Source organism: Bacillus sp. THAF10 (assembly GCF_009363695.1).
Lineage (GTDB): Bacteria > Bacillota > Bacilli > Bacillales > Bacillaceae_I > Sutcliffiella_A.
This window is the reverse complement of sequence record NZ_CP045403.1, coordinates 1,002,535-1,026,491: the sequence shown is the minus strand read 5'-3', so window position 1 is coordinate 1,026,491 and position 23,957 is coordinate 1,002,535. Positions and strand designations below refer to the sequence as shown.

Below are 23,957 nucleotides of genomic sequence, written 5' to 3'. Positions count from 1 at the left end.
TAATCCAATCAAAAAAGCTACCACACATTCAATCTGCGTGGTAGCTTTTTTCATTAGAAGTCAAAATTGTCAGGATCTGGACCAACTCGTTTGTCTTCATTCAAACCATTAATTTTCTGCATTTCTTCAACAGATAACTCAAAGTCGAAGATATCGGCATTTTCTCTAATGCGATGCTCCTTGACGGATTTAGGAATCGTTACCACACCGTTCTGAAGATCCCAGCGAAGAATTACTTGGGCAACGGATTTGTTGTGGGTAGCCGCTATACTTGCAAGTACTTCGTTATCAAGAAGCTGACCTTGCATTAATGGTGACCATGCCTCAAGCTGAATCCCGTTTTCTTTACAGAAGTTTAAAAGTTCTACTTGAGAGAGCTTCGGATGGTACTCAACTTGGTTAACCATTGGCTTTATTTCCGCCACATCTAAAATATCCTGCAAATGATGGATTTGGAAGTTACTTACCCCAATTGCTTTCACTTTTCCGTCCTTATAAAGCTTCTCCAGTGCCTTCCAAGTATCCACATACTTCCCTTTTACCGGCCAGTGAACAAGATAAAGATCTAAATAATCAAGGCCTAGCTTTTGCATGCTATCCTCAAATGCTTGTAGGGTAGATTCATAGCCTTGATCAGCATTCCAAACCTTTGTAGTAATGAAAAGTTCTTCACGGGGAACATCTGACTCTTTGATTGCCTTTCCGACACCTTCTTCATTCTTGTAAATCGCTGCAGTATCAATGCTTTTATAGCCTGCATTGATCGCCATTCTTACGGAATCTTCCACCTGTTGGCCTTCTTCAACCTTAAATACCCCAAGACCAAACCAAGGCATTTTAACGCCATTATGTAGTGTAGTTGTAGATGCTAAACTTTTCATTCTCTCTCACCTTCCATTTTTAGAATACTTTAATTATCCTCTAATGGTGAGATTATGCAAATATTTTGCTTTGTCACTCACTCCTAATTTTGTCCTTTAATATACTTTAAAAAAGGGTCTCCCCCTTCCAAAGGAGTTTTAACATGGAGATGTATGATTACATTATGCTGCTGAATGTGTTAGCCATTGTTTCATCTGTTTTGGTGAGTTATCTTTATGTCTCCTACATGGTGGTTCGAAAAGGTGCCTTCTTTTTTCACACCAGCATCAGTCTTTCCTTTATTATTCTTACGTGGTTTATCACGACAAGTGTTTGGTATTTTCTCACCTATCATGCAGAAGGACTTATCTACATTGGCGGAATGCTATTTAATATGATTGCAGCGATTTTTTGTGTGACGGTTTATTTGGCCTATCTGTTTGTTCAGCGGTCCTATTTATTAAAAAAATTCAAAACCCGAATCTAAGAAAACACCTGTCACAGCAAATGACAGGTGTTTTTTCTATTGCATTCCATGTTTTATTGCAGAAGCTACCTGAAGCGTTCTTTTTGTCTGATGGGTGACGGCTGCGGCTACATCATCTTTCCAGTTGCCATCTTGATCTGCTGTTACACTTGTTCCATATGGATTTCCGCCAGTTTCAAAGATAACGCTGTCTGTGTAGCCTGGAGCAGCGACGATTACTCCCCAGTGGTACATGATCGTGTATAAATTTAAAATAGTTTGCTCTTGTCCTCCATGGGGGTTGCTCGCAGAGGTCATGGCACTTGCCACTTTATTCGCGAGTTTCCCTTGAGCCCAAAGGCCGCCTGTGGTATCTAAAAATGACTTCATTTGAGAAGGCAAGGTTCCATATCTAGTTGGTACGGAGAAAAGATACGCATCTGCCCACTCTAAATCATCCAAGCTTGCTTCTGGAACATCCTTTGTTTCCTCATAATGCTTACTCCATGCAGCATTAGACTCAATGGCTTCCTTTGGAGCGGTTTCCTTCACTTTTAAAAGCCTTACTTGGGCACCAATAGATTCTGCCGCATCCTTTGCTGTTTGTGCTAGCTTATAGTTTGTACCAGTGGAGCTATAATAGATAATGGCTAACTTTACGTTTGTCTCCATTTCCCAAACCTCTCCTTTTTTTGTTTCATGTTCAATTTACTATTTCCTGCTACATTATCCTTTACCCATATATCTTGAATTCAAACAATTTTCACCATGAAAAAAAGGGCCGCCCAAAGTCATAAATAGTTTACTTTGGGCAGCCTCTGATTTGAGTACTAGCTTTCAATTTCTGCTAAAAAAGCTCCACGGCCTTCAGGGCGATTTGGAAGCCTCTTCACGCTTCGCCTTGCTGGGTCTCCTCTCGCGGGAGTCTCCGCCTTTTGCTCCAATCACCAGTTAGAAACTTCTTTGATTCTCTCCGCTTTGTAGACATTTTGATTTTTCTTCAAATTACACAGTTTCGATTGGTTCTGGATGCATATCTTTTGTAACTAGGTGCATTTCTTGTTGAGATGGAGCTACTTGCATCACTGTTCCAATAACACCTCCGTAAAGAAAAAATACAGCTAAAGTTGCAACAATAAGCTTCTTTTTCATGGTCCTACCTCCCTACTGTAAAAATGTTTGTTTCTTAAGCTCTCTATAGCACATGGAGTAATAATAGCTTGCTTTTTTGTATTTATAGGTACTCTCAAAATATTGAGCAAGGATTTCTGAATAGATGATAATAGGTTCTTGGATGCCCTTATCTTGAAAATACGGTAAACCCTTTTCCTGAAAAATCTCATCGAACCGGTCATATTCCCCTAAAAGAATGCATTCATGGAAGGTAAAATATAAATGGTATTCAATATCATCCTGATGGTATTTAAGTAAATCCTTCCCTATTTGCAGCCATTTTTTACATTGCAGTTGATTTCCCATTTTGTCATATTCTAATAGAATGCAATAAACAGAGTTTACATTTCTTAGGGAAATTTCATTTTTGGAAAGGTCGTAGCTTTTTTCATATTCTCTAATCGCCTCTGTCTGTTGATTTTGCATAGCATATAACTTCCCAAGGTTATGATAAATAAGCTCCTGTAAATACGAGTTACCTAGAGATTCAGAAAGCTTTTGCGCAAGTATGTAGCTTTCTTCAGAACGATCATACTCTCCTATTCTCCGGTAGGAAATTCCTAAAAGCACCTGACATTCTGCACTTCTTTTAAAATCATAAATTGATTGAAATGCTTGGAGTGCTTTGGTGGTGTAGGTAATACTGAGTGGGACTTTCATCGTTTGACTATACGTTAATCCAAACAAGTAAAACAAATCGGCTTCTTCAAACTTGTCAATGATGGGGTTACGATGTAGTAGCTGCTCCGCCTTTTTCAGATGCACCAACGATTCATTGAAGTTATTATGATTGTATTCAAAAATCGAATAAAACTTTTGAAAATAGTAATGCATTGGTACGTCAAAAACATCCATAAACTGCTGAAGCTTTTCTATAAGCTTTTTAGAATGAGAAAGGTTTTTCATGTATAGATAATACCTTAGTTCAAAAAGCACAAAATACATATAGGTTTTTGTATCTGCAGATTGTATCTTATTGGAGAATTCTTCATACAAGGTGTGAACCTTTTCTCCTCTACTTGACATCATCGACTTGTACCAGGATAAAAGTTCTTCGAAAATGTTCTCATCCTGTTGTTCAGCTAAGCTTACATCCAGTCGTTTGCATAAAAGTTGGAGTACCTCTTCGCTAGGGGAAGTGAGGTTATTTTCAATTTTTGATAAGTAGGAAACAGAAATGATTCCTTTTGCCAGATCTTCCTGCTTCAGATTTTTTTGTATGCGAAAAAATTTTATTTTGCTTCCTATATCCATTTTTGTTGTATTCGCAGTGGTTTGATTAAGATGTATCATATGGATCATTCCTTCGCTATATTCTATTTTCGCTTATAAGAAGACGATATGTAAGTCAAATGATGGATAGATTTCTAAAAATTCAGATTACAATAGATGCGTTTGTATGTCAAAGAGACTAAAGACCTTTGTCTTTCTATTATAAAAGGTTTAGGTCCATCCGTAATCCTTTTTTAATAGTTATCTAGGAATATTTGATTAGGAATAATTGACAAAAGATGTGCATATAGACATATCCATTGTTATATCCTCACTAGTTTTGGCGAACAATAACTAGTTTTGTCTAGTGTGAAGGAATTCAAGGAAAAATGTATAAATAGTCTAAGTACAAAGGGAGGGATATGGAATGCTATTAAAAACACATGAAGTGGCAAAAGAATTAGGAATGGCTCCAAGAACCGTCCGAAAATGGGTAAAGAAGTATGAAATACCTTGTACAAAGAACGATTATGGCCACTATGTTTATGACGAGGAAGCAATAGCATTATTAGAAACCATGAAAGGTAGTTCAGAGACCGCTGGGACAATGGAAATGGTAGAGATAGAGGAAGAAACTGAAATAGAAGAAAGCCTGACAAGAGGGCCTTCACAGACAGGGAAAGAAATAAAGGCTTTAACGGAAAGAATTATGCGCACAGAGCAGCTATTGCATCAGAAGGCAGACGAGGTTGTATCTTATCAGCTTCTTCAGCAAAGAAAGGAAATTGAAGAATTGACAAAAAAAGTAGAAATGCTAGAACAAAAGCTCGATAAGTCCAATGGGAAGTCTGCACCAACAGAGGATCCCCCTTTGGTTTTTGATTATGAAAATCCTTCAAAGACAAAACGAAAAAATATGTTCCGCTCCATTTTCGGACTATAAAGAGGCTGACCTTCGACAAATCTGTTGGTCAGCCTTCTTTTTTTATTTGCTCAAATACGAAAGTAAATTCTCTAATAAGTGCAAGCTGTTCTGCTTCCTTTAATGGAGAATGGAGAATTCTTTTCATGGCTAATAGGTATTTATCGGATGGCTGCTTTCTTGTTCTTGGATGTGTTAATTCATCCAACAATTCTACGCGGATTGCCTGATGAAGCATTTCTATCTCGTCCATCGCTTTTCCACTCTCCATCGAACGGTTATTCCACAGCATTTTGTATAGTGTGATGACCTTCTCCTTCATCTTTTTATTCCTCCAAGTTTCTACAATTTTTTTGAATTGTCTAGAATTTTCTTTCTATTTATGGTAATTTGAAATTATTAGTACCTATTGCAATTGCCAACACGATAAGGGGTTTAGTAATGAATGTACTGAAAGATATTTTACTACAATTATTCTTTATGGTCGTCCCTCTTGTATTTTATTATGAGTTCGTTTATAAACGTCAAGCAACGCCATCTGCGTTTATTCGCCAGCTTTTTGCATTTTTGTTTTGTTCTGCTTCCTCGATTCTATGTATACTTTTTCCTATCACCATTTCGGATAATATAGTCCTTCATTTTGCCTTTATTCCTATTTTGATGGCTGTATTATATAGCGGATTTTTGGCTGGATTTTTAACTCTTGGAGCTGTTTTTATCTATCCTTTTTACTCATCAGTTCCACCAAGCTTTCTACAAACCTATTTGTTTACTCCTTGCATCTTATTGATTCCCTTTTTTGTACAAGACAAATGGCGCAATTTCAGTAAATCAACGAAATACCAAATTGCATTGATTATTTCTTTTATTGCTTTTTCCTTTCACGTCCTTGAACATCTTTTACCTATTTTAACTGAGAAGAGTCCCCTTCCAACAAATATGATGGGTTATGTGTTTCAAGTCATTTCCTCAGGTTTCCTTGTTATTGCCTATACCATGCTCGTTTTTTACTTAGTTGAGTACTTCTGCACCTTAGATGAACTACAAATACAAATAAAAAAACTTAGAAAGCTACACCATATTAACACCTTAGCAGATGATATTTCAGAAGAAGTGCATAAACCACTAACCCTTGTAAAAGGCTTTACGGAGATTTTGGGTGCAGAGCAAAATAAAACGAATAAAGAATATGTCCCCATTATTTTAAAAGAATTACATAGAGCGGAGAAAATATTTCTATCTTACTTCAAATTGGCAAAAGTAGAACCCCCACCATCGAGAAGTATCTCTTCCACTGATTTGTTAAATAACGTGATGAGTTCTTTAAAAGCATACGCAGAAAACCAACAATCAACAATAAAAATTAACAGCAGTCGAAGTTTTAGAATTAGAGGGAATATGAATATGTTATCGGAGGCTATGTTAACTCTACTCAAAAATTGCATCGATCATGGTAGTAGAAAAAACCTAACCATTCATCACTATCTACATCAAAATGAAGTGATGTTTGAAGTCGAGTTATCTAAGGGCTTTATGCAAAATGAGCAAGGAAAATCGTTTGAGCACCTTTCTGCGATACTTGATAATCAATCCGACCCTTCCCTTTACCACGCTTATACTCTTATTCTTGCTCACGGTGGGGATGTGATATATAAAAGTAGCTTGTTCAAAAAATCACTTGTCCTGTCTCTTCCTGCTCAAATGAAAAAAAGCAATGTGTTAGAGAAAACGGTGTAAGGATACATACAAAAAAGGAGTGGAATTAGCTTTCCACTCCTTTTCCTTATAGCTTTATAGCATCTTTTTCTTGTGAAAAATAGGCGCGAACAATAATTTCTAAGATTTCATTTGTCATATTCAAGTGTGCGATTGGGCTTTCTTTTAACAGCCCTTGCGTATTTCTATCCTCAAAGTGAATACTTCTATCCAAATAAGGTCCAAAAACGTCAATCATTTTGTTTAATTGTTCTTCCACTGGAGTGAGGGAAAAACTTGTCCCTTTTTCATAGATTCCTAATGATTCAAAGTTAAGATGATATTTAATCGTCTCTAAAATCTCCCTATTAGTAGGAGGAGCGGGGTTGGTGATGTTATAAATTTTGTTTCTTTCCGCCCTTTTTGCCGCCAATGTTAGGATGTCCGCAACATAATCCACAGGTACGAGATTGGAAGTACCATCCTTTGATCCAATAAGGTGTACTTTACCAGGATAATTCTTTCTTTCCAACCGTTTTTTAAACAGCTCTAAGCCTCTCATAAAGCCATACAAGGTAAAGGTCGAGTCTGCTTCTCCAGTTTTGGAATCGCCTACAATAATGGCCGGCCTGAATATGGAAACATTCATCTTATCGCTATACTTCATTACTTCATTCTCAGCTAATGCCTTGCTTTCCTCATACGGATTATTAAATTCCTGATTTACATCATATAATGTTTCATTGCCTTTATTTGAAGTGCCCACAGTATATGCCGTGCTCACGTGAAAAAACGTGGAAGCTTTGATCTCATGGGCGAATGTAATAGCATTTTTCGTTCCTTCATAGTTTAATAGCATGAGCGTATCGCGTAAATCATGATCAAACTTTACGAGTGCGGCAAGGTGATAAAAAACATCTATATTATTTATCAATTTCTTAACCATTTCTTTAGCAATCCCTAAATTGTGTTGAACAATATCGCCCTGAATGATATGCACTCTCTCTTGAAATGAGTGTGGTAATCTTGCTTTCATGCCTTCCGCTTTCTCAAGGTTCCGTGCAAGTATAAAGACAGTATGCTCTTGTTCTAAGAGGTTTTGTACCAATCTTCCTCCTAAAAAACCAGTAGCACCAGTTAAAAATATATTCATTGAAGTCCTCCATCGTTGAACATGATTTTTCAATCAAATCTACTATCATATTAATATAGAAACACACATAAATCAAAACTTGGAAAATTTTGCAGCAAACCGCTTATTATTATTGAAAACGGTTCTCATACATTATAATGGAAATAAGAAAACTTCAAAAAGGAGTTTGTTTGTGATGAAAAAATACATGATGTGGATTATGTTAGCGGTTGTGTGCATAGGTGCCTATTTGTTTATACCCAAGATATATGCCGCCTTAACCCAAAAATCGCTTGGTAGTATTCCCTATGATTTAAACGAAAGCGAAGATCGAGCTTACGCAACGTTTGCAGGAGGGTGCTTCTGGTGTATGGAACCACCGTTTGAGGATTTACCTGGTGTATACGAGGTTGTGTCTGGATATACTGGTGGGACTGTGGAAACCCCCGCTTATGACCAGGTAACCACAGGAGATACAGGACATGTAGAAGCCGTCATTGTTTCCTATAATCCTAACATCATAGATTATGAGACACTTTTAGAGGTATTTTGGAGACAGGTGGATCCCACTGATGATGATGGTCAATTTGTTGATAGAGGCACACCATATCGTTCTGGTATTTTTTATCATGACGATAAACAAAAGGAACTCGCCGAAAAATCGTTAAAAGAACTTGAAGATTCAGGCCGGTTTGATAAGCCAATTGTGACGGAAATTACTAGTGCAGAAACCTTTTACGTAGCCGAGGATTACCATCAGGATTATTACCTCCAAAACTCTATCCGCTACAAATACTATCGCGAAAACTCCGGTCGAGACGCGTTCATAGAAGAGGTTTGGGGTGACGATAAAACAGTTAGTGTCTCCGCCATTGAGGACAATGAGACCTACCTGCATTTATCTAAAGAAGAATTAAGATACGTGTTAACTCCTGAACAGTTCCACGTGACACAGGAAGATGGAACGGAAGAGCCCTTTAATAATGAATTTTGGGATTCTGAAAAAGAAGGAATTTATGTGGATCTTATCTCTGGAGAAGCACTTTTTAGCTCAACAGACAAATACGACTCCGGTACAGGCTGGCCGAGCTTCACCAAGCCGCTTGTGGAGGAAAACATTGTGGAATTAGAAGACCAAGGACTTTTTCAAACTAGAATTGAGGTGCGGAGTAAGCTTGGTGATGCTCACTTAGGCCATGTTTTTGATGATGGCCCTGATCCAACCGGACTTCGATATTGTATCAATTCAGCCGCGCTTCGGTTTGTTCCAAAGGATAAGCTGGAAGAGGAAGGCTATGGGGAGTTTTTGGAGTTGTTTAAATAAGAAAAAATATACCCCATCACATCTTATGGGGTATATTTTTTTCACGAGTCCTTCAACGCTTTTGATTTTTCGGTACAGGCATCCATTGCAGCCAGAACTGCAGCACGGAGTCCATTTTTTTCTAGGGCAGCGACTGCTTCAATCGTGGCACCACCAGGTGTGCATACATTGTCCTTTAATTCACCTGGGTGATTACCTGTTTCAAGCACCATTTTCGCTGCACCCAACACTGCTTGGGCAGCAAGCGTGTATGCTTGCTTTCGGCCTATGCCTTGTTTTACAGCTCCATCTGCCAATGCCTCGATAAACATGTACACATAGGCTGGAGAGGATCCACTAACTGCTGGCACTGCATCCATTAGTTTTTCAGGTAGAACTTCTGCTTTTCCAAAGCTTTCAAAGAGACGAATAACTGCCTTTAATTCTTCCTCTTCTACTCGGTCGTTCGCACAAATGACGCTCATTCCTTCACCAACTAGAGAAGGGGTATTAGGCATTACTCGTACAGCCTTTATACCCTTGCCAAACGCTTGCTCCAGAAAGGATAACGTAATACCTGCTGCTATCGTCACAATTAATGCATCCGATTTTACTCTGTCTGCTATTTCTTCAACCACACTTGCATGTAAATCTGGTTTCACAGCTAGAATTATAATATTCGCGTGTTCTGCCACTTCTACATTATTTGTGGTAGTATTAATGCCGAATTTTGTTCTCATTTTCGTTACGGTTTCTTCAGTTTTTGCACTTGCGTATATGGCAGATGCTTGGGTTATCTCTGATTTAACTAGTCCACCAATAATCGCCTCAGCCATTTTTCCGCTACCAATAAAACCAATCGTTTTGTTCATCATAAACTATCACTTCCTCCTGTTCGATTATATAGAATGAGGAATGAGAATGCCAACATCAAAAAAGCCCAAACCATATTTTTCATTTGGTTTAGGCTTTTTATATTTATGCGGAATAAACAATATCCAAATTTCTTTCGACAACAACCTTTTGAATGCGGTGCTTTTTCACTTCTTCAATAAGAATGACAAAGCTTTCATACTCGACTCGCTCTCCCTTTTTCGGAAGATAGCCAAGCATATCAGATATCCAGCCACCTAAAGTATTGGCCGTTGTTTCCTCAACATCAAACTGCAAGAGCTCTGAGAAATCCTCTACAGGTAGCCTGCCGTCCATTCGGAATTTTTGTTCGTCAAGCACTTCTACTAAATTTTCGTTTTCGTCATGCTCATCCCAGATCTCCCCGACAATTTCCTCAATAATATCCTCAATCGAAATGATCCCTGCGGTTCCCCCATACTCATCCAGCACGATGGCCAAATGATTTTGTGAAGTTTGCAGTTCTTTTAGGAGGTTGGATATCTTTGCAGAACCAATAACAAAATATGGCTTTCTGGCGATCTCTTCTAAGGAAAAATCCGGATTTTGTACATATTGTGCGAAAAAGTCTCTATGTGAAATAACGCCGATTATATTATCTATAGAGTTCTCGTATAATGGTAAACGTGAATATTGTTCTTTTATAAAAATATCTTTAATTTCTTCAATGGAGGTTTCATTTGAAACTGCGACAACATCAGGTCTTGGTGTTAAGATATCTTTGACCACAATATCATCGAAAGCAATTGCATTATGAAGCAACTCTTTTTCCTGTGTGAGAAATGTCCCTTCCTCTTCTCCGATTTCCACCATCGCAATGACGTCTTCCTCTGTCACTGTCGGTTCTTCTTTGCCATTCCCAAATAGAACGTTAAGACCACGTCTTAGCTGCACGAATAACCAGGTGATCGGATAAAAGAGCTTCATGACTGTCATTAAAGAAGCTGATATTACTAATAGATACTTTTCGGCAAATTGCTTTGCTAATGATTTTGGCAAAATTTCTCCAAAAATAAGGACTAAAACGGTGATAACAGCTGTTGTTATCGCAAGCGTACTACCTGTTGTCCCATAAATTTGGGTGGCGATGCTTGTCGCGATGGTAGCAAGCGCAATATTTACAATATTATTACCGATTAGAATGGTAGAAATGCTTTGATCAAAGTTCTCCGCCATTTTTAAGGAGCGTTTTGCTCTAGCATTGTTGTCTGCCTGATTACGAAGGCGCACTTTATTCACGCTCGTAATGGCTGTTTCCGATGCGGAAAAATATCCTGATAATATTAACAATGCCCCTAATAAAATTATCGAGTCATAGGGTATACTATCCAAGTTCTCATCACTCTCCTGCATATTTATATTATAAATATATTTTGAAATGAACGATTTAGCAATAAAAATGCAAAAAAAACCTTAAAAATTTGCATTTTTCTAAAATTTGTTCACTCAAACTAATCATGATATAATTATCTTGAATTCAAGATAATATTCCATATAAAGGAGCAATGCATAATGAACCTATTAGGATTGCACCATGTTTCTTTGTTAACAGCAAAAGCTGAGAATAACTATCTATTTTTCACAAAAATTCTTGGTATGCGCCTTGTAAAAAAAACAGTAAATCAGGACAATACCTCCTCTTATCACCTATTTTATGGCGACGCAAAGGGTAGTCCAGGTACCGAAATAACCTTTTTTGATATACCGAGTCTTGGCAGGAATTACGAAGGAACATCTAGCATATCTCAAACTTCCCTAAGAGTTCCTACAACAGAATCTTTACACTTTTGGAAACAACGATTTGAGAAGTTTAACGTAAAACACGGTGAGATAGAAAAAAGAGCAAATCGAGATACTTTATCCTTTGAAGACTTTGAAGGAACAAAGCTACTTCTTGTAGCAGATAACCACGAAGAAGGTGTGTCAGCTGGAATTCCTTGGGAGCATAAGGATATCCCGATAGAGCACGCAATCTTCGGGTTAGGTCCGGTTACCCTGACGGTAAAATCAGCCCCTCCTACCACAAGTATTCTTAAGAACATTTTAGGATTTCGCTATGTTGGCTCGTACCCATCTTTAAAAGGGGATTTTCCTGATATAGAGGTGTTTGCTACAGGAGAAGGCGGTTCAGGCGCTGAGGTTCATATCGAAGTAAGACCAGATTTGCCGAAAGAACGCTTAGGTCGTGGCGGGGCTCATCACGTTGCTTTTCGTATTCCCAATGAAGAAGAGTACCAGCAATGGGTACAGCGGATTAAACAAACCAGATTGCCTAATTCCGGAGAAGTGGAAAGGTATTACTTTAAAGCACTTTATTTTAGAGAGCCCAACGGAATTCTTTTTGAGCTTTCTACCGATACCCCTGGGTTTGATGTGGATGAGTCACAAGATTCGTTAGGACAAACGTTAGCACTTCCGCCATTTTTAGAGCAGAAGCGTGAGGAAATTGAGAAAAGTTTAAGGCCGTTAGAAATGAATTAATTAATGTAGATGATGCTGGGACAAAAGAGTTCTACCCTAAGTAAAAATCGAACTGATTGGAGTATTTGATCAAATCAGTTCGGTTTTTTTAGTATTAAAATATGCTTTTACTGCTTAAACGACACCAGCGGTTGATTGGAGTGCAAGACGTAGACTCCTACTTAGAGAAGTGGCCAATGTGAGACCCCGCAGGCGAAGCCGAGGAGGCTCACGGGTCACTCGCGGAAAGCGAAGTCTTGCACGGAAATCAATAGCGGTATTTAATGCCGGCATTAATATTGTTCGTCTTTTTGTTTGTGTTTTAAATTTTGTACCAGCTTCTTTTTTATTGGCTGTTTTCGCAAACTTAGTTGCTACTACGTATTTTTAAGAATCCCGTAAACCATGTGCTGTCGTGCTCTTTTCGAACAAGGAGATATAAATATGTAATTTAGCTTATCTGAGGATTAGAAAAGGTCCTAAAGCTGACTTTTTCCTGATTAAAAGCAACACTCATAAAGAAAAGAGTAATTTTATTTTATTTTTTGAAAGCGCTGACAAGTTTAAGCCTAGATACATATAGTGGTAGCAAAGGGAAAGGAGGGTGTCACATGGAACGAGTCTTATTATTTTTCGCTGCCATGCTAGCAGGTTTTGGACTTCTTAGAGTACCAATGACTGGAACGTTTGCTGCATTGGAGCCTGTTACAAGCATCGTTGGCGTTATTACCGTTTTAATATTCTCACTTGCCTTAATTTATCTAGGGGTACGGAACCTCATAAACCGCTAAGATTTTATGGTATAATAGTTGTAATTATCTGAAACAATTGGGTAAGCGCGCATACCCAGTTGTTTTTTTGAGGTGAAAAAACCATGACAGGACATATTGTAAGTACACCATCGAGAGATACGATAGAGGAAGTGGCCGCCTTTATTGCTACATTAAATAAGACAAGCTCACATCATATTGGATACTGTGGCAAAAACAAGCAGGAACTAGCGTTTATGTTGAAGTCGGAGCTTGAGGTGCCATATGAACAATCGTTTTTGCTCGCTTACGATAAAGATACCCTTATAGGAGTTATTGGCTTTGATGCCGATTTGCAGCAGCACTCAGCGGAAATTCTCGGGCCGTTTGTTGCAGAACCACATTCCGATTTTGCTAGCGAGCTTTATTTTGAATTGGAAAAGTATCTTCCAGAACAAATCCATGCTGTTTCTCTTTTTCCCGATAGAAGTAATACTACCGTCACAGCTCTTGCTGAAAAAGCTTCATTTAGTAAAAAAAGTGAACAGGCGATCTTAACGAAGCAAAAAAGCGAAAGTACTGTATCGTATTGTTTAGAGGAGCTTCCTTCTTATTTACATACTGAATTTACGAGACTTCATGACCTTGCTTTTCCTCACACATACTATAGTGGAGAAGAAATTATTCAGAGAATAAATGAGAATCGAAAAGTGTTTGTAGTAGAAGAGAATAAAAAACTAGCTGGGTACATTTATGTGGAAATCGAACCGAATTTTGGAGAAGCAAGCATTGAATTTTTCGCAGTTGACGCCATTCATCAAGGAAAAGGAATAGGAGCACAGCTTCTTTTAGGTGCAGTGAATTGGATTTTCTCGTTTGATAGCATCTTAAGTTTGCAGTTGTGTGTGGAAGCAACGAATGAAAAGGCGCTTCGAATATATGAACGGGTGGGATTTCACGTAGACCATCAACTCCATTACTATGTAAAAAAGCTGGAAATCATTAAATGATTCCCAGCTTTTATCACCTTAATTTTTCTCGATCCATCGCTTGCGGTGGCTGCTCCATCCACCCTCTTTTGATGAGCATTTCTAAGCCATCTTCTCCATATTTAGCTACCTCTACCATAATGGTTGCATAGTGAGTGGCAATATCCTTTCTCAAGGAAGTTGCCATTGCGTATGCTAACAAGTCAAGGCCAGCAGAGCTTGTGGCAGTTATTAAGAATAAAATCAACTTGTCCGAAAATGGAGAAACCGTAGAATCTGTTACTTCCATGCTAACCGGAATATTTCCTAGATGGTTTTCTTCCTTTAATACTTTATTAAAGACTTCCACTTGTTTCTCCGCTAATTTTTTCCCTTTAACTAAATAATCTTTCACTTCCTTATCTTCCATCACTTGAATGAGGCCAATGAGCATCACCAGTCCAATATAATTTCTTTCAATGACATAAAAAATTTCCCCTAGCTCCATCGCATTTAAAGGGCGTTTATCTCCAAACCATGAACCAAGCATAGATTGCTGTTCATGTATGTAGTGGACTTTCTTCGGATAGGGGATTTTCGGTGGTCTATCATATACTCCTTTTCCAAGCATCAGCTCTAAGGCATTGCGGTAATGCTTGACAGATGTTCTTAAACATTCATCAAAAAATGCAACCACATCTCTGCGAGCAATTTTTGTTAACACAGAAGCATAGTATGGAACGGTCATCTGTCCGACACGATAAACAAAGCTTAATGCAAAAAGATCGGTGAAAATTCGTGGTGCAGAAAGATACACATCTTTATCAGAAAATCCATCTGGTATAGGAAAACCCTCAGAGGAAAAAATTTTCACAATCTCCTCGTTATATTTTTCTCCTAGAAAAAGTGCTTCCTTTACTACTTTTTCAATTTCTGAGTCTTCTACTTTTTGAAGAAAATGCTTAAAGAAACAATTGGTGGCACTATTTTGTATGTAGGTTGTCCACAGAGCTGCTATCTCTGGTGTTGTCAGCTGAATGTTATGTTCCATCAATTAAAAACTCCCATAATTCCATTATTTCCTTTTAAGTTGCTTCATTTACTTGGGTTTTATTCGAATGAAAAAAACAGACCTCTACTAGAGGACTGTTTTAAACCAATCTAATTTTATTTCCTGATGGATCTGTAGTAAAGAAAGCGCCATTTTCTTCTTCGATAGGAATATTTTGTTCTCGCAGTGCACTCACCACAGCCTGTTTCTCTCCTTCTGAAGGATAAACAAGCGTATACCATCCTAACCCAATTGAATTTGCTTGTGCCTTTGGTGCACCTACACCATTCCAAGTGTTCAAGCCGATATGATGGTGATACTTTTCAGTAGATATAAATAATGCCTGACCACCATATCGAGTAACAACTGCAAAGCCGAGTAGCTCTGTATAAAACGTTTCCGCTGCTGTTAAGTCTGATACATGCAGGTGGATATGTCCCATTATTGTTTTCTCAGGCAGGCCACTCCACTTACTCTTGCTGCCTTCTTCCAAAAGAGACTCTGCATCTAACGCCACCGAAGCCATTTCTACTTCTTCTCCCTTCCAGGTCCAAGTGGAAGCTGATCTATCACAATAGATTTCAATTCCATTTCCGTCAGGATCACTCAAGTATAGCGCTTCACTTACAAGATGATCCGAAGCGCCTTGAAGCCGAATATTGTTCGAAACAAAGTGCTGCAACATACTCCCCAAGTCTTCCCGTGATGGCAGCAATAGGGCAAAATGATACAATCCCGTTGTGCGTGGCTGTTTTGGCTGAAAATCTTCCCTTTGCTCTACAGAGAGGATTGGAGTAGTTCCATCAGCTGTAAAAGTAGCTTTTGTTTCTGTTTCCATTAAAAGCCTGAAACCAATAACATTTGTATAAAATTCTATAGAGCGTCTGAGATTTTGTATCTGTAAGTAGACCTCTCCAACAAATGTGGCTGGAGCTTGATGAAATTTCGCCATTCTTCTTCCTCCTAATAATATATCTCGAATTAAAGATATTTTACCACAAAGGACTTGTTTTTCCTATAATAAAACCGCGAAAGCCATGAAAGCCTCCGCGGTCGATTTGTTCTATTATATATGCTGATCTTGCTTTTCTTTAACAGGACTCCATAAATCCTCCACACCTAGAGCACGTTTAATGGTGTTCACCGTACCCTGATGCAAGCCTTCATGCCAAATAGCAAAGCTTAATACTTCCCCAACGGAAACCAGTTCATATTCCCCTAATTTAAAAGGTTTTTGCAGGGGTTCTTCAAGCTTACCTGCGAAGTCTTGTTTCATTCTCTCTGGCTGCTCTTCTAGATATTGTCTGAGTTCTTTTAATGACGGTCCATTACCTATCCAATCTTTGGGACTAGTGCCCATCGAAAAATGCTTTACTAAGTCTTCAGAGGCATGGTGCTGTTTCCCAATTAACGGATAAAGCAATGTATCATGCGAAACAAAAATGTGACCATAATTCCAACGCAACGTATTATTTACACCATCCAGCAGCTGATCTGCCATACTTTCCTCTGTTGCATCCAATGCTGCTAACGTTCTTTTTCGTACAAATTCCATCTGTTTAAAAAGTAACGCTTCCATAATAAATCCCCCTTAGATAAATGATTAGGACATGAAGCCCAAAATAAATCCCATTAATGTAAAAGTCACAATATGATACCCTGCATCAATTAAGAAAAGCTTGAATGGTTTGCGTTCAAATAAATAAGTAATTCCTAGAGCAGCAGCAACAAAAAATGCCCCTGCCATAAATCCAGCAAACACCCCAAAGCTAGCAGTACTATTTGGTCCAATAAACATCGCTAATGAATAGGAAATGATAATTGCCAAGACAAAGGAGCCACCAAATACCCTCGGTGCACTTTTTTTCAACTCTTCGTCGCTAAAGTTATGTATTTTCATCCATGCTTTTCCGAAAAGTACAGTGTACCAAATACCTCCAATTAGAAATGCAGAAACTGCTGCTAGCAAGACCGATAAAAAACTGATGCCCTCTACTACATCCACCTAATCCACCTCCCTCCTCCTTCTTTCATTAAATTTTAATAAATTGCCTATTGTGATGTATTGTAAAAATAGGACATTATTTAAAGGAAATTACTAGCGTTTTTCGCTTTCTGTTTATATACTTCTGGAGTCATCCCAGAAAACCTCTTAAATTCCTTTAAAAAATGTGATTGATCGTAAAAGCCAAGCTCAATAGCACGATTGACATTTGGGGCATCAGGACAGCCAAATAGATTGGAGAGAGCTCTTTCAAAGCGAAAAATCCGTGCAATCATTTTTGGAGAAACCCCAAATTGATCCCTACACAATCTCGTTAAATGGCGTTCTGTATAGCCAAGATTAAGAGCCAAATCAGATATTGCCTGATTTGAGTTCTTTTGCAGTTGAGAAGAGATTTCTTTCATTAATTTGTATTGCTTCGTTTTCATTTCATTAATGAGGTTTAGCAAAAAATGATCGATACTCTGCCCAATATACGATTCATGATTTAATTGTAAAAGCACATCATAAAGTTGTTGATACACCGAACCAAATATATCTGAGCATGGCTCCACAAAATTCGCCGTTTCACATATTGGAATTGTCAAGAAAGGAAACAATCCATAAGGCTTAAAGCGAATACCCACCAGATTTGAAGTGCCACTATACTCAATATGCAAAGGTTCAAGTTGTAACCCCGAAAGCCAGGCTTCTTTTACATGTTTGGTTTTTCTGTTTACCACTTGATAATTTCCTTGTAATGCAAAAATCATTTCTACCTTCCCGTTAGGCAGGATTGTTTCTTCTTTTACATTTAATCCACTCTCAAACTGCACCTGCCAGTAACATTCCACCCAAGGAGAAAGTGCTGCAGTAGGCTTAATCATCCGATAGTACAAAAACAGTCACCTCATTTGTATCTTTTAATAATGCTCTTTTCTAAAAGATTGTTTTATTAAATAGGAAAAGTCGGCATTAGGACTTTTTCCTATCTTTCTGGGATGATAAATTGCCATAGATTTAAAACTATCTCTACGAAAAGAGCATGACAGCAACGTTGATTACGGGTGTCTTAACTAATCGCAGTAACATCAAAGTTTACGAAAACAGCCTTTAATAAATTCATTTTATCACTAAAAAAAAGCCACCCTCAAAAATTGCTTGAGAGTGGTTTTTGGTTAATAATTTGCTTTTAATTGTGAGAAATCTACCTGTCCATCCTCTACAAGGTGACAAGCGGATTGTTGATTTTTTCCTGGTACAGCATGAAGCTGTGGTTCTTCTGATCTGCAACGATCAAAAGCAAATGGGCAACGTGTATGGAAACGGCACCCTTGTGGTGGATCAATTGGTGAAGGGACGTCTCCCTTTAGGATGATACGTTCTTTCTTCTCTTCAAGATTTGTACTTGGAATGGCAGAAAGAAGTGCCCTTGTGTATGGATGCTGAGGATTAGCAAAAAGTGCATCTTTATCCGCAATTTCTACTATTTTTCCTAGATACATAACAATAATTCGGTCCGATATATGACGAACAACACCAAGGTCATGTGAGATAAAAAGATACGTCAGCTTAAATTCACTTTGTAGCTTTTTCAATAAATTAAGTACTTGCGCTTGAATAGACACATCAAGAGCAGATACTGCTTCATCACATACAATTAACTTTGGATCTACAGATAATGCACGGGCTATACCGATACGCTGGCGTTGACCACCACTAAACTCATGTGGATGGCGGTCCACCTGATGAGCACCAATTCCAACTGTTTCTAGTAGCTCAATAATCTTTTTTCTGCGATCCTTTTTCGGTACTACCTTTTGAATTTCTAATGCTTCCTCTAAGATTTGACTTACTGTTTGACGTGGGTTGAGAGATGCATATGGATCCTGGAAAATAATCTGCAGGTCCTTACGTTTCTTTCTCATTTCCGCCTTACTTAATGCGAGTAGATCTTCTCCTTGGAAGCTTACTTCTCCAGAATAAGGATTATCTAAACGAAGAATGGCACGACCTGTTGTAGACTTACCACAGCCTGATTCCCCTACGATACTAACCGTTTCTCCTTCTTTCACCGTAAAGCTGATATCATCCACTGCCTTTACGTGATTTACCGTTCTTCCGAATATTCCACCTTTAATAGGGAAATATTGCTTAAGGTTTTTTACTTCTAGCAATGTTTGATTACTCATGGCTTGCTGCAACCTCCTCATCTTCCCACTTATCTGTATAAATCCAGCAACGAACCTGGTCACCATCTTCTGTCTTCTTCAATTCTGGAAGACTACTATGACAGATTTCTTTCGCGTGTGGACAACGAGGTGCAAAGCGACAGCCCTGAGGTAAATTGAAAGGACTCGGAACAGAACCATGAATAACGGATAGTTCTCCCTCCACGTCTTCATCATGCTTTGGTACAGAGTTTAGTAGACCTACAGTATACGGGTGTTTAGGACTTGTAAAAATCGTTTTCACATCTGCATACTCTACAACTTTTCCACAATACATAACTGCAACGTTATCACACATTTCCGCTACTACTCCAAGATCATGAGTGATAAGCATTAAGGAAGTTCCTAGCTCATCTTGAAGCTTTTTCATTAACTCTAAAATTTGAGCTTGGATCGTAACATCAAGTGCTGTTGTTGGCTCATCAGCAATCAACAATTCAGGGTTACAAGCTAGTGCAATGGCAATCATTACTCGCTGGCGCATCCCACCGGAAAGCTCGAACGGATATTGCTTCGCGCGTTTATCAGGGGAAGGAATACCGACAAGACGAAGCATATCCACTGACTTTGCCCATGCTTCTTTACGGCCAAGCTTTTGGTGGATCCGGATTGATTCAGCAATTTGCTCTCCACAGGTTAATGTCGGATTTAACGATGTCATTGGCTCCTGGAAAATCATGGAAATATTATTTCCACGAAGGTTCATCATTTGTTTCTTGGTTTTATCTAATAGGTTCTCACCCTTGAAAACTACTTCTCCACCGACAATTTTCCCATCACCCAGTCTCATAATAGAAAGAGAAGTGATACTTTTACCAGACCCTGATTCTCCAACAATTCCTATTGTTTTACCTTTTTCAATTGAGAAGTCTACACCATCAACCGCTTTTACTTCTCCTTCGTCTGTAAAGAAGGAGGTGCGCAAACCTTTTACTTCTAATATATTTTCGTTTTTCGCTGTATTCATGTTCTTCACCGTCCTTTAGTTAAGGTCTATACGTTTATTAATAACTCTGTAGGCAATATCCACAAGGAAGTTAACCATTACAAACAGTAACGTACTAACAAGAATGGTTCCTTGCACCATTGGGAAATCACGCATGGTTATCGAGCTAATAATTAGTCGTCCTAAACCGTTAATGGCGAAGACAGACTCTGTAATAACAGCTCCACCTAATAATGTACCAAACTGTAAACCTACTACTGTTACTACTGGAATTAAAGCATTTCTTAAAGCATGTTTGTAAATAACATATTTATCGCTTACACCTTTTGCATATGCTGTACGTATATAATCTTGATCAATAACATCGAGCATGCTTGAACGTGTCATACGGGCAATGATGGCAGCACCACCAGTTCCAAGCGTTATGACAGGTAGAATTACTTGCTTCCAATCATTCCCCCACCCTGCAACTGGTAACCAGCCAAGGTTTACGGAAAACAAATAGATTAACAAAATTCCAAGCCAGAAGTTTGGCATGGAAACACCGAACAAAGCTACAATCATAAGAGAAGTGTCGGCAAAGGAATACTTTCTAGTTGCCGAAATAATTCCTGCAACAAGGCCAAGGAACACGGATAGAATAGTTCCCCAAATGGCTAGCTCCACCGTTATCCAAAATCGATTAGTGAAAATTTCCGATGTAACATCTCGGTTTGTACGTACAGAAGTACCAAGGTCCCCCTGTATAGCTCCGGTTATATAATTAATATATTGAATATGATATGGATCATTCAGACCAAGCTTGTCCCTCATCGCTTCTACTTGTTCAGGACTCGCTTGCTCACCAGCCATAATCTGAGCAGCATCTCCTGGAATCAAGTGCACCATCATGAAAACTGCTAACGTCACTCCAAACAAAACTGGTATCGTTTGAAAAAGTCTTCGTATGATAAAAATCAACATGTTAATTCACCTTCTTCTCCATTATTTTCTCGATTTTGGATCTAAAGCATCACGTAGTCCATCGCCCATCACGTTAAATCCAATAACGACAAGGAAGATGACAAGCCCAGGGAATAATGTTACGTGAGGGGCTTGTGCTAAATAAGCACGACCTTGACTCAGCATCGCTCCCCATTCAGCTTGAGGCGGTCTTGTTCCCATCCCTAAGAAGGAAAGTGCACTTGCCGTAATAATGGCAGAAGCAATATAAAGTGTTGTTTGAACAATGATTGGAGACATAATATTCGGTAAAATATGTCGGAAAATGATTCTTCCGTCCCTTGACCCCATTGCGCGAATAGCATCGACATATTCAAGCTTTTTCACGCTAAGTGTTGACCCACGTACAATCCTTGCAAAAGATGGGACAGCATAAAAGGCAACGGCAATGATTACGTTTCTAGTGCTTGCACCTAAAACGCTTACAATGGCTAATGCTAATAGGATTCCTGGAAATGCCAGTAAGACATCACTGATTCTCATGATTAAACTATCAATCCATCTACCATAGTAGCCAGCGATAACACCTAGAGCTACCCCTACTATTGCTCCTAGAAATGTTGAGAGAAAACCAATACCCAATGAAATTTTTGTCCCATAAAGCAGGCGGCTAAAAATATCTCGTCCCATTTCATCTGTTCCCAAATAATGCTCAGCAGATGGACCTTGTAGCTTATTCATGACATTTGTCGTATTTGGATCATGAGTAGCAAGTACTGGCGCGAGTGCACCGAGTATAACAACTGCTATGATAATAAAGGCTCCCACCAGGGCAGCTTTATTTTTGGCCAATTTTTTGTAGAAAGCCTTCCAACGGAGCAACTTTGTATTGCCCATCGTTACCTGCATTCCCGTTGGTGTTTGTGGTTGCGGTTGACTCATGGTTTTCTCATCCCTTCATCTGTTTGTAACATTCTTAAAAATTCTAAATTTTCAACACAGCTAGGTATTATAATAACGATTATTATGTAATATTACAATAGTTTTAAAGAGTCATAGCATACATAATTTTTAGAAAGATAGGAATTATTCATGAAAATATTCTTCATTATATGCAAGAAAAAATTAACAAAACCGTAATAAATAAAACTATGTTTCGTTCTATTATTACGAAAATAATAAAATTGTTAAAATTTATTGTAAAACAACTCTTGTGAATTTTCAGTTTTTAGATTATGATAAAAATCAATCATGGCTTATCCATTGATTACAAAAAGCGTTAAATCAAATTCTTCAAGGGGGTAAATTTACATGAAAGCAAAAAAGAATGTGTTTTTCTTGCTTCTGCTTTCACTAATGCTAGTACTATCGGCATGTAGTGGTGGCGGAAACAGCACTGGCGGATCGAAAGACGGATCTGATGGTGGTGAAGTAGAAGGTCAAGAGGGTGGCGATTTATCATTCGTAGTTGGTGCCGATGCTCCGACACTTGATCCACACGGAATGAATGATACTTCTACTACAAACGTAACAACACAAATTTTTGATCGATTAACTGCTTATGAAGGAGACGGAACGGTTATTCCTTCACTAGCTGAGTCTTTTGAAGCTATTGATGATACTACATGGGAATTCAAATTACGTACAGATGTTAAATTCCATGATGGCTCTGATTTTACTGCAGAGGCAGTTAAATTAACGCTTGACCGTATCTTAGATCCAGAAACTGCATCTCCACGTGCAGTAGTACTTAACATGATTAAAGAGGTTGTCGTAGTGGACGACCACACAGTTCATATCAAAACTGATAAACCATTTGCTCCACTACCAGCTCACTTAGCACATAACGCTGGTTCTATCATCGCTCCTTCTGCAATTGAAGAAGAAAAAAGCGGTGGAAAAACAGTTGACGAAAACCCAGTTGGTACTGGTCCTTTCGTATTTGACAACTGGAACCGTGGTTCTGAAATCACGTTAAAGAAAAATGAAAACTATTGGAATGGCGCTCCAGCTCTTGATTCCATTAAGTTTGTTGTAGTACCTGAGCAATCTACTCGTATTGCGATGCTAGAAGCTGGCGAAGCAAACGTAACTCAAATCGGAGCTTCCGATGTAGCTCGTGTAGAAGGTATGGCTAGCGCTGGTATTGAACTTACAAACGTTCGCGGTACTCGTATGGACTACTTAGGCTTCAATATGGAAAAAGAGCCATATAACATTAAAGAAGTTCGTCAAGCTATTTCCATGGCAATCAACAAAACAGATATCGTTGACGGAATCCTAGATGGTCAAGGTGTACCTGCTGTTGGACCACTTGCTCCTACAGTTGTAGGTAACTACCAAGATCTTAAGCCACTTGCATATGATGTAGAAGCTGCAAAGAAATTACTTGCAGAAGCTGGCTTTGAAGATGGTTTCGAAACTACTCTATATGTAAACTCTGCAAACGCTGAGCGTGAGCAAATTGCTACACTTGTTCAAGACCAATTAGGTCAAATCGGAATCAAAGTAAACATTGAAATCATTGAGTGGGGTGCATTCCTTGATGCAACTGCTAATGGTGAGCACGAGCTATTCATCCTTGGATGGACTACTGTAACAGCTGATGCTGACTACGGTCTATATGCTCTATTCCATTCTTCTACATTCGGAGCTCCTGGTAACCGTTCATTCTATGCGAACGACCGTGTAGATGAGCTACTTGACCTAGCTCGTTCCGAGACAGATCAAGCTAAGCGTAACGAAGCTTACAAAGAAGTTTCTGAGATTCTTGTAGACGAAGCTCCAATGGTTTACCTTCAACATCCTGACTTCAACTATGGAACAAACGGTGCAAACGGTCTATTCGTAGACTTCAGTGGTACTCCTTATTTCCACGGTGTGAAGCTTAAATAATGAAATGAACAAAACCCCTACAGCTGCAAATTAGCTGTAGGGGTTTTTTATGTGA

The 23,957-nt window shown here is 38.6% G+C and carries 25 protein-coding genes; 8 read left to right on the top strand and 17 right to left on the bottom strand.

From position 1 onward, the window contains the following. Positions 1-53: 53 nt before the first annotated feature. Entirely contained in the window at positions 54-881 is an 828-nt protein-coding gene (locus tag FIU87_RS05515) for an aldo/keto reductase (protein WP_152443651.1), read from the bottom strand. Positions 882-1,024: 143 nt separating this feature from the next. On the opposite strand from FIU87_RS05515, the gene FIU87_RS05510 reads away from it, so the two are divergent. After that, positions 1,025-1,348: a hypothetical protein gene (locus FIU87_RS05510; RefSeq protein WP_152443650.1), complete on the top strand. Its 324-nt coding sequence runs from the start codon at positions 1,025-1,027 to the stop codon at positions 1,346-1,348. A gap of 36 nt (positions 1,349-1,384) precedes the next feature. Here FIU87_RS05510 and wrbA read toward each other — a convergent pair whose 3' ends face one another. From wrbA to FIU87_RS05500, 3 genes are all read right to left on the bottom strand, one after another. Next, positions 1,385-1,999, bottom strand: a complete 615-nt coding sequence (wrbA, locus tag FIU87_RS05505) for an NAD(P)H:quinone oxidoreductase (protein ID WP_152443649.1) — start codon at positions 1,997-1,999, stop codon at positions 1,385-1,387. Positions 2,000-2,332: 333 nt separating this feature from the next. Next, complete coding sequence (locus FIU87_RS20950) at positions 2,333-2,479, bottom strand: hypothetical protein (RefSeq protein WP_172970966.1); 147 nt, start codon at positions 2,477-2,479, stop codon at positions 2,333-2,335. A gap of 12 nt (positions 2,480-2,491) precedes the next feature. Beyond that, positions 2,492-3,793 carry a helix-turn-helix transcriptional regulator gene (locus tag FIU87_RS05500; RefSeq protein ID WP_172970965.1) on the bottom strand — a complete coding sequence of 434 codons (1,302 nt, stop codon included), beginning with the start codon at positions 3,791-3,793 and terminating at the stop codon, positions 2,492-2,494. A gap of 346 nt (positions 3,794-4,139) precedes the next feature. Here FIU87_RS05500 and FIU87_RS05495 point away from each other — a divergent pair, with 346 nt between their 5' ends. Next, positions 4,140-4,655 carry a MerR family transcriptional regulator gene (locus FIU87_RS05495; RefSeq protein ID WP_152443647.1) on the top strand — a complete coding sequence of 172 codons (516 nt, stop codon included), beginning with the start codon at positions 4,140-4,142 and terminating at the stop codon, positions 4,653-4,655. 28 nt (positions 4,656-4,683) lie between these two features. Here FIU87_RS05495 and FIU87_RS05490 read toward each other — a convergent pair whose 3' ends face one another. Beyond that, entirely contained in the window at positions 4,684-4,956 is a 273-nt protein-coding gene (locus FIU87_RS05490; RefSeq protein ID WP_152443646.1) for a hypothetical protein, read from the bottom strand. 119 nt (positions 4,957-5,075) lie between these two features. On the opposite strand from FIU87_RS05490, the gene FIU87_RS05485 reads away from it, so the two are divergent. Next, positions 5,076-6,371 (top strand): sensor histidine kinase, encoded by a 1,296-nt coding sequence (locus tag FIU87_RS05485; RefSeq protein ID WP_152443645.1) that lies wholly within the window; start codon positions 5,076-5,078, stop codon positions 6,369-6,371. A 46-nt stretch (positions 6,372-6,417) separates the two neighbouring features. Here FIU87_RS05485 and FIU87_RS05480 read toward each other — a convergent pair whose 3' ends face one another. Continuing rightward, entirely contained in the window at positions 6,418-7,482 is a 1,065-nt protein-coding gene (locus FIU87_RS05480) for an SDR family oxidoreductase (protein WP_152443644.1), read from the bottom strand. A 175-nt stretch (positions 7,483-7,657) separates the two neighbouring features. On the opposite strand from FIU87_RS05480, the gene msrA reads away from it, so the two are divergent. Beyond that, positions 7,658-8,785: a peptide-methionine (S)-S-oxide reductase MsrA gene (gene msrA, locus FIU87_RS05475; RefSeq protein WP_152443643.1), complete on the top strand. Its 1,128-nt coding sequence runs from the start codon at positions 7,658-7,660 to the stop codon at positions 8,783-8,785. 41 nt (positions 8,786-8,826) lie between these two features. On the opposite strand, the gene proC is transcribed toward msrA, so the two are convergent. After that, positions 8,827-9,636: a pyrroline-5-carboxylate reductase gene (gene proC, locus FIU87_RS05470; RefSeq protein WP_152446426.1), complete on the bottom strand. Its 810-nt coding sequence runs from the start codon at positions 9,634-9,636 to the stop codon at positions 8,827-8,829. 106 nt (positions 9,637-9,742) lie between these two features. Further along, positions 9,743-11,008 (bottom strand): hemolysin family protein, encoded by a 1,266-nt coding sequence (locus tag FIU87_RS05465; RefSeq protein ID WP_152443642.1) that lies wholly within the window; start codon positions 11,006-11,008, stop codon positions 9,743-9,745. Between the two features lie 180 nt (positions 11,009-11,188). Between FIU87_RS05465 and FIU87_RS05460 the strand changes: the two genes are divergently transcribed. From FIU87_RS05460 to FIU87_RS05445, 3 genes are all read left to right on the top strand, one after another. Further along, on the top strand, positions 11,189-12,157 hold the full coding sequence (locus FIU87_RS05460; protein WP_152443641.1) for a ring-cleaving dioxygenase: 969 nt from the start codon (positions 11,189-11,191) through the stop codon (positions 12,155-12,157). 590 nt (positions 12,158-12,747) lie between these two features. Then, entirely contained in the window at positions 12,748-12,927 is a 180-nt protein-coding gene (locus FIU87_RS05450) for a hypothetical protein (RefSeq protein ID WP_152443639.1), read from the top strand. Positions 12,928-13,010: 83 nt separating this feature from the next. After that, positions 13,011-13,895, top strand: a complete 885-nt coding sequence (locus FIU87_RS05445; RefSeq protein ID WP_152443638.1) for a GNAT family N-acetyltransferase — start codon at positions 13,011-13,013, stop codon at positions 13,893-13,895. 13 nt (positions 13,896-13,908) lie between these two features. Here FIU87_RS05445 and FIU87_RS05440 read toward each other — a convergent pair whose 3' ends face one another. The 9 genes from FIU87_RS05440 to FIU87_RS05400 all read right to left on the bottom strand — a co-directional run bounded on the left by FIU87_RS05440 (position 13,909) and on the right by FIU87_RS05400 (position 21,949). Beyond that, positions 13,909-14,904, bottom strand: coding sequence for a DUF3231 family protein (locus tag FIU87_RS05440; RefSeq protein ID WP_253905519.1), 996 nt, complete (start codon positions 14,902-14,904; stop codon positions 13,909-13,911). A 100-nt stretch (positions 14,905-15,004) separates the two neighbouring features. Then, a complete protein-coding gene (locus FIU87_RS05435; RefSeq protein ID WP_152443636.1) occupies positions 15,005-15,856 on the bottom strand; it encodes a VOC family protein in 852 nt (283 codons plus the stop codon). A 114-nt stretch (positions 15,857-15,970) separates the two neighbouring features. Further along, positions 15,971-16,483, bottom strand: coding sequence for a DinB family protein (locus FIU87_RS05430; protein ID WP_152443635.1), 513 nt, complete (start codon positions 16,481-16,483; stop codon positions 15,971-15,973). 24 nt (positions 16,484-16,507) lie between these two features. Continuing rightward, positions 16,508-16,909 (bottom strand): DUF1761 domain-containing protein, encoded by a 402-nt coding sequence (locus tag FIU87_RS05425; protein ID WP_152443634.1) that lies wholly within the window; start codon positions 16,907-16,909, stop codon positions 16,508-16,510. Between the two features lie 80 nt (positions 16,910-16,989). Then, positions 16,990-17,775, bottom strand: coding sequence for an AraC family transcriptional regulator (locus FIU87_RS05420; RefSeq protein WP_152443633.1), 786 nt, complete (start codon positions 17,773-17,775; stop codon positions 16,990-16,992). A gap of 291 nt (positions 17,776-18,066) precedes the next feature. Beyond that, the gene (locus tag FIU87_RS05415; RefSeq protein ID WP_152443632.1) at positions 18,067-19,080 is read right to left on the bottom strand and encodes an ABC transporter ATP-binding protein; all 1,014 of its coding nucleotides are present in this window, start codon (positions 19,078-19,080) and stop codon (positions 18,067-18,069) included. Further along, positions 19,073-20,086, bottom strand: a complete 1,014-nt coding sequence (locus FIU87_RS05410; protein ID WP_152443631.1) for an ABC transporter ATP-binding protein — start codon at positions 20,084-20,086, stop codon at positions 19,073-19,075. Before FIU87_RS05410 ends, FIU87_RS05415 begins: the two co-directional genes overlap by 8 nt. A gap of 15 nt (positions 20,087-20,101) precedes the next feature. Beyond that, on the bottom strand, positions 20,102-21,028 hold the full coding sequence (locus FIU87_RS05405) for an ABC transporter permease (RefSeq protein ID WP_152443630.1): 927 nt from the start codon (positions 21,026-21,028) through the stop codon (positions 20,102-20,104). Positions 21,029-21,049: 21 nt separating this feature from the next. Further along, positions 21,050-21,949 carry an ABC transporter permease gene (locus FIU87_RS05400; RefSeq protein ID WP_152443629.1) on the bottom strand — a complete coding sequence of 300 codons (900 nt, stop codon included), beginning with the start codon at positions 21,947-21,949 and terminating at the stop codon, positions 21,050-21,052. A 369-nt stretch (positions 21,950-22,318) separates the two neighbouring features. On the opposite strand from FIU87_RS05400, the gene FIU87_RS05395 reads away from it, so the two are divergent. Beyond that, positions 22,319-23,902 (top strand): glutathione ABC transporter substrate-binding protein, encoded by a 1,584-nt coding sequence (locus FIU87_RS05395; RefSeq protein WP_152443628.1) that lies wholly within the window; start codon positions 22,319-22,321, stop codon positions 23,900-23,902. The last annotated feature ends 55 nt before the right edge of the window (positions 23,903-23,957 follow it).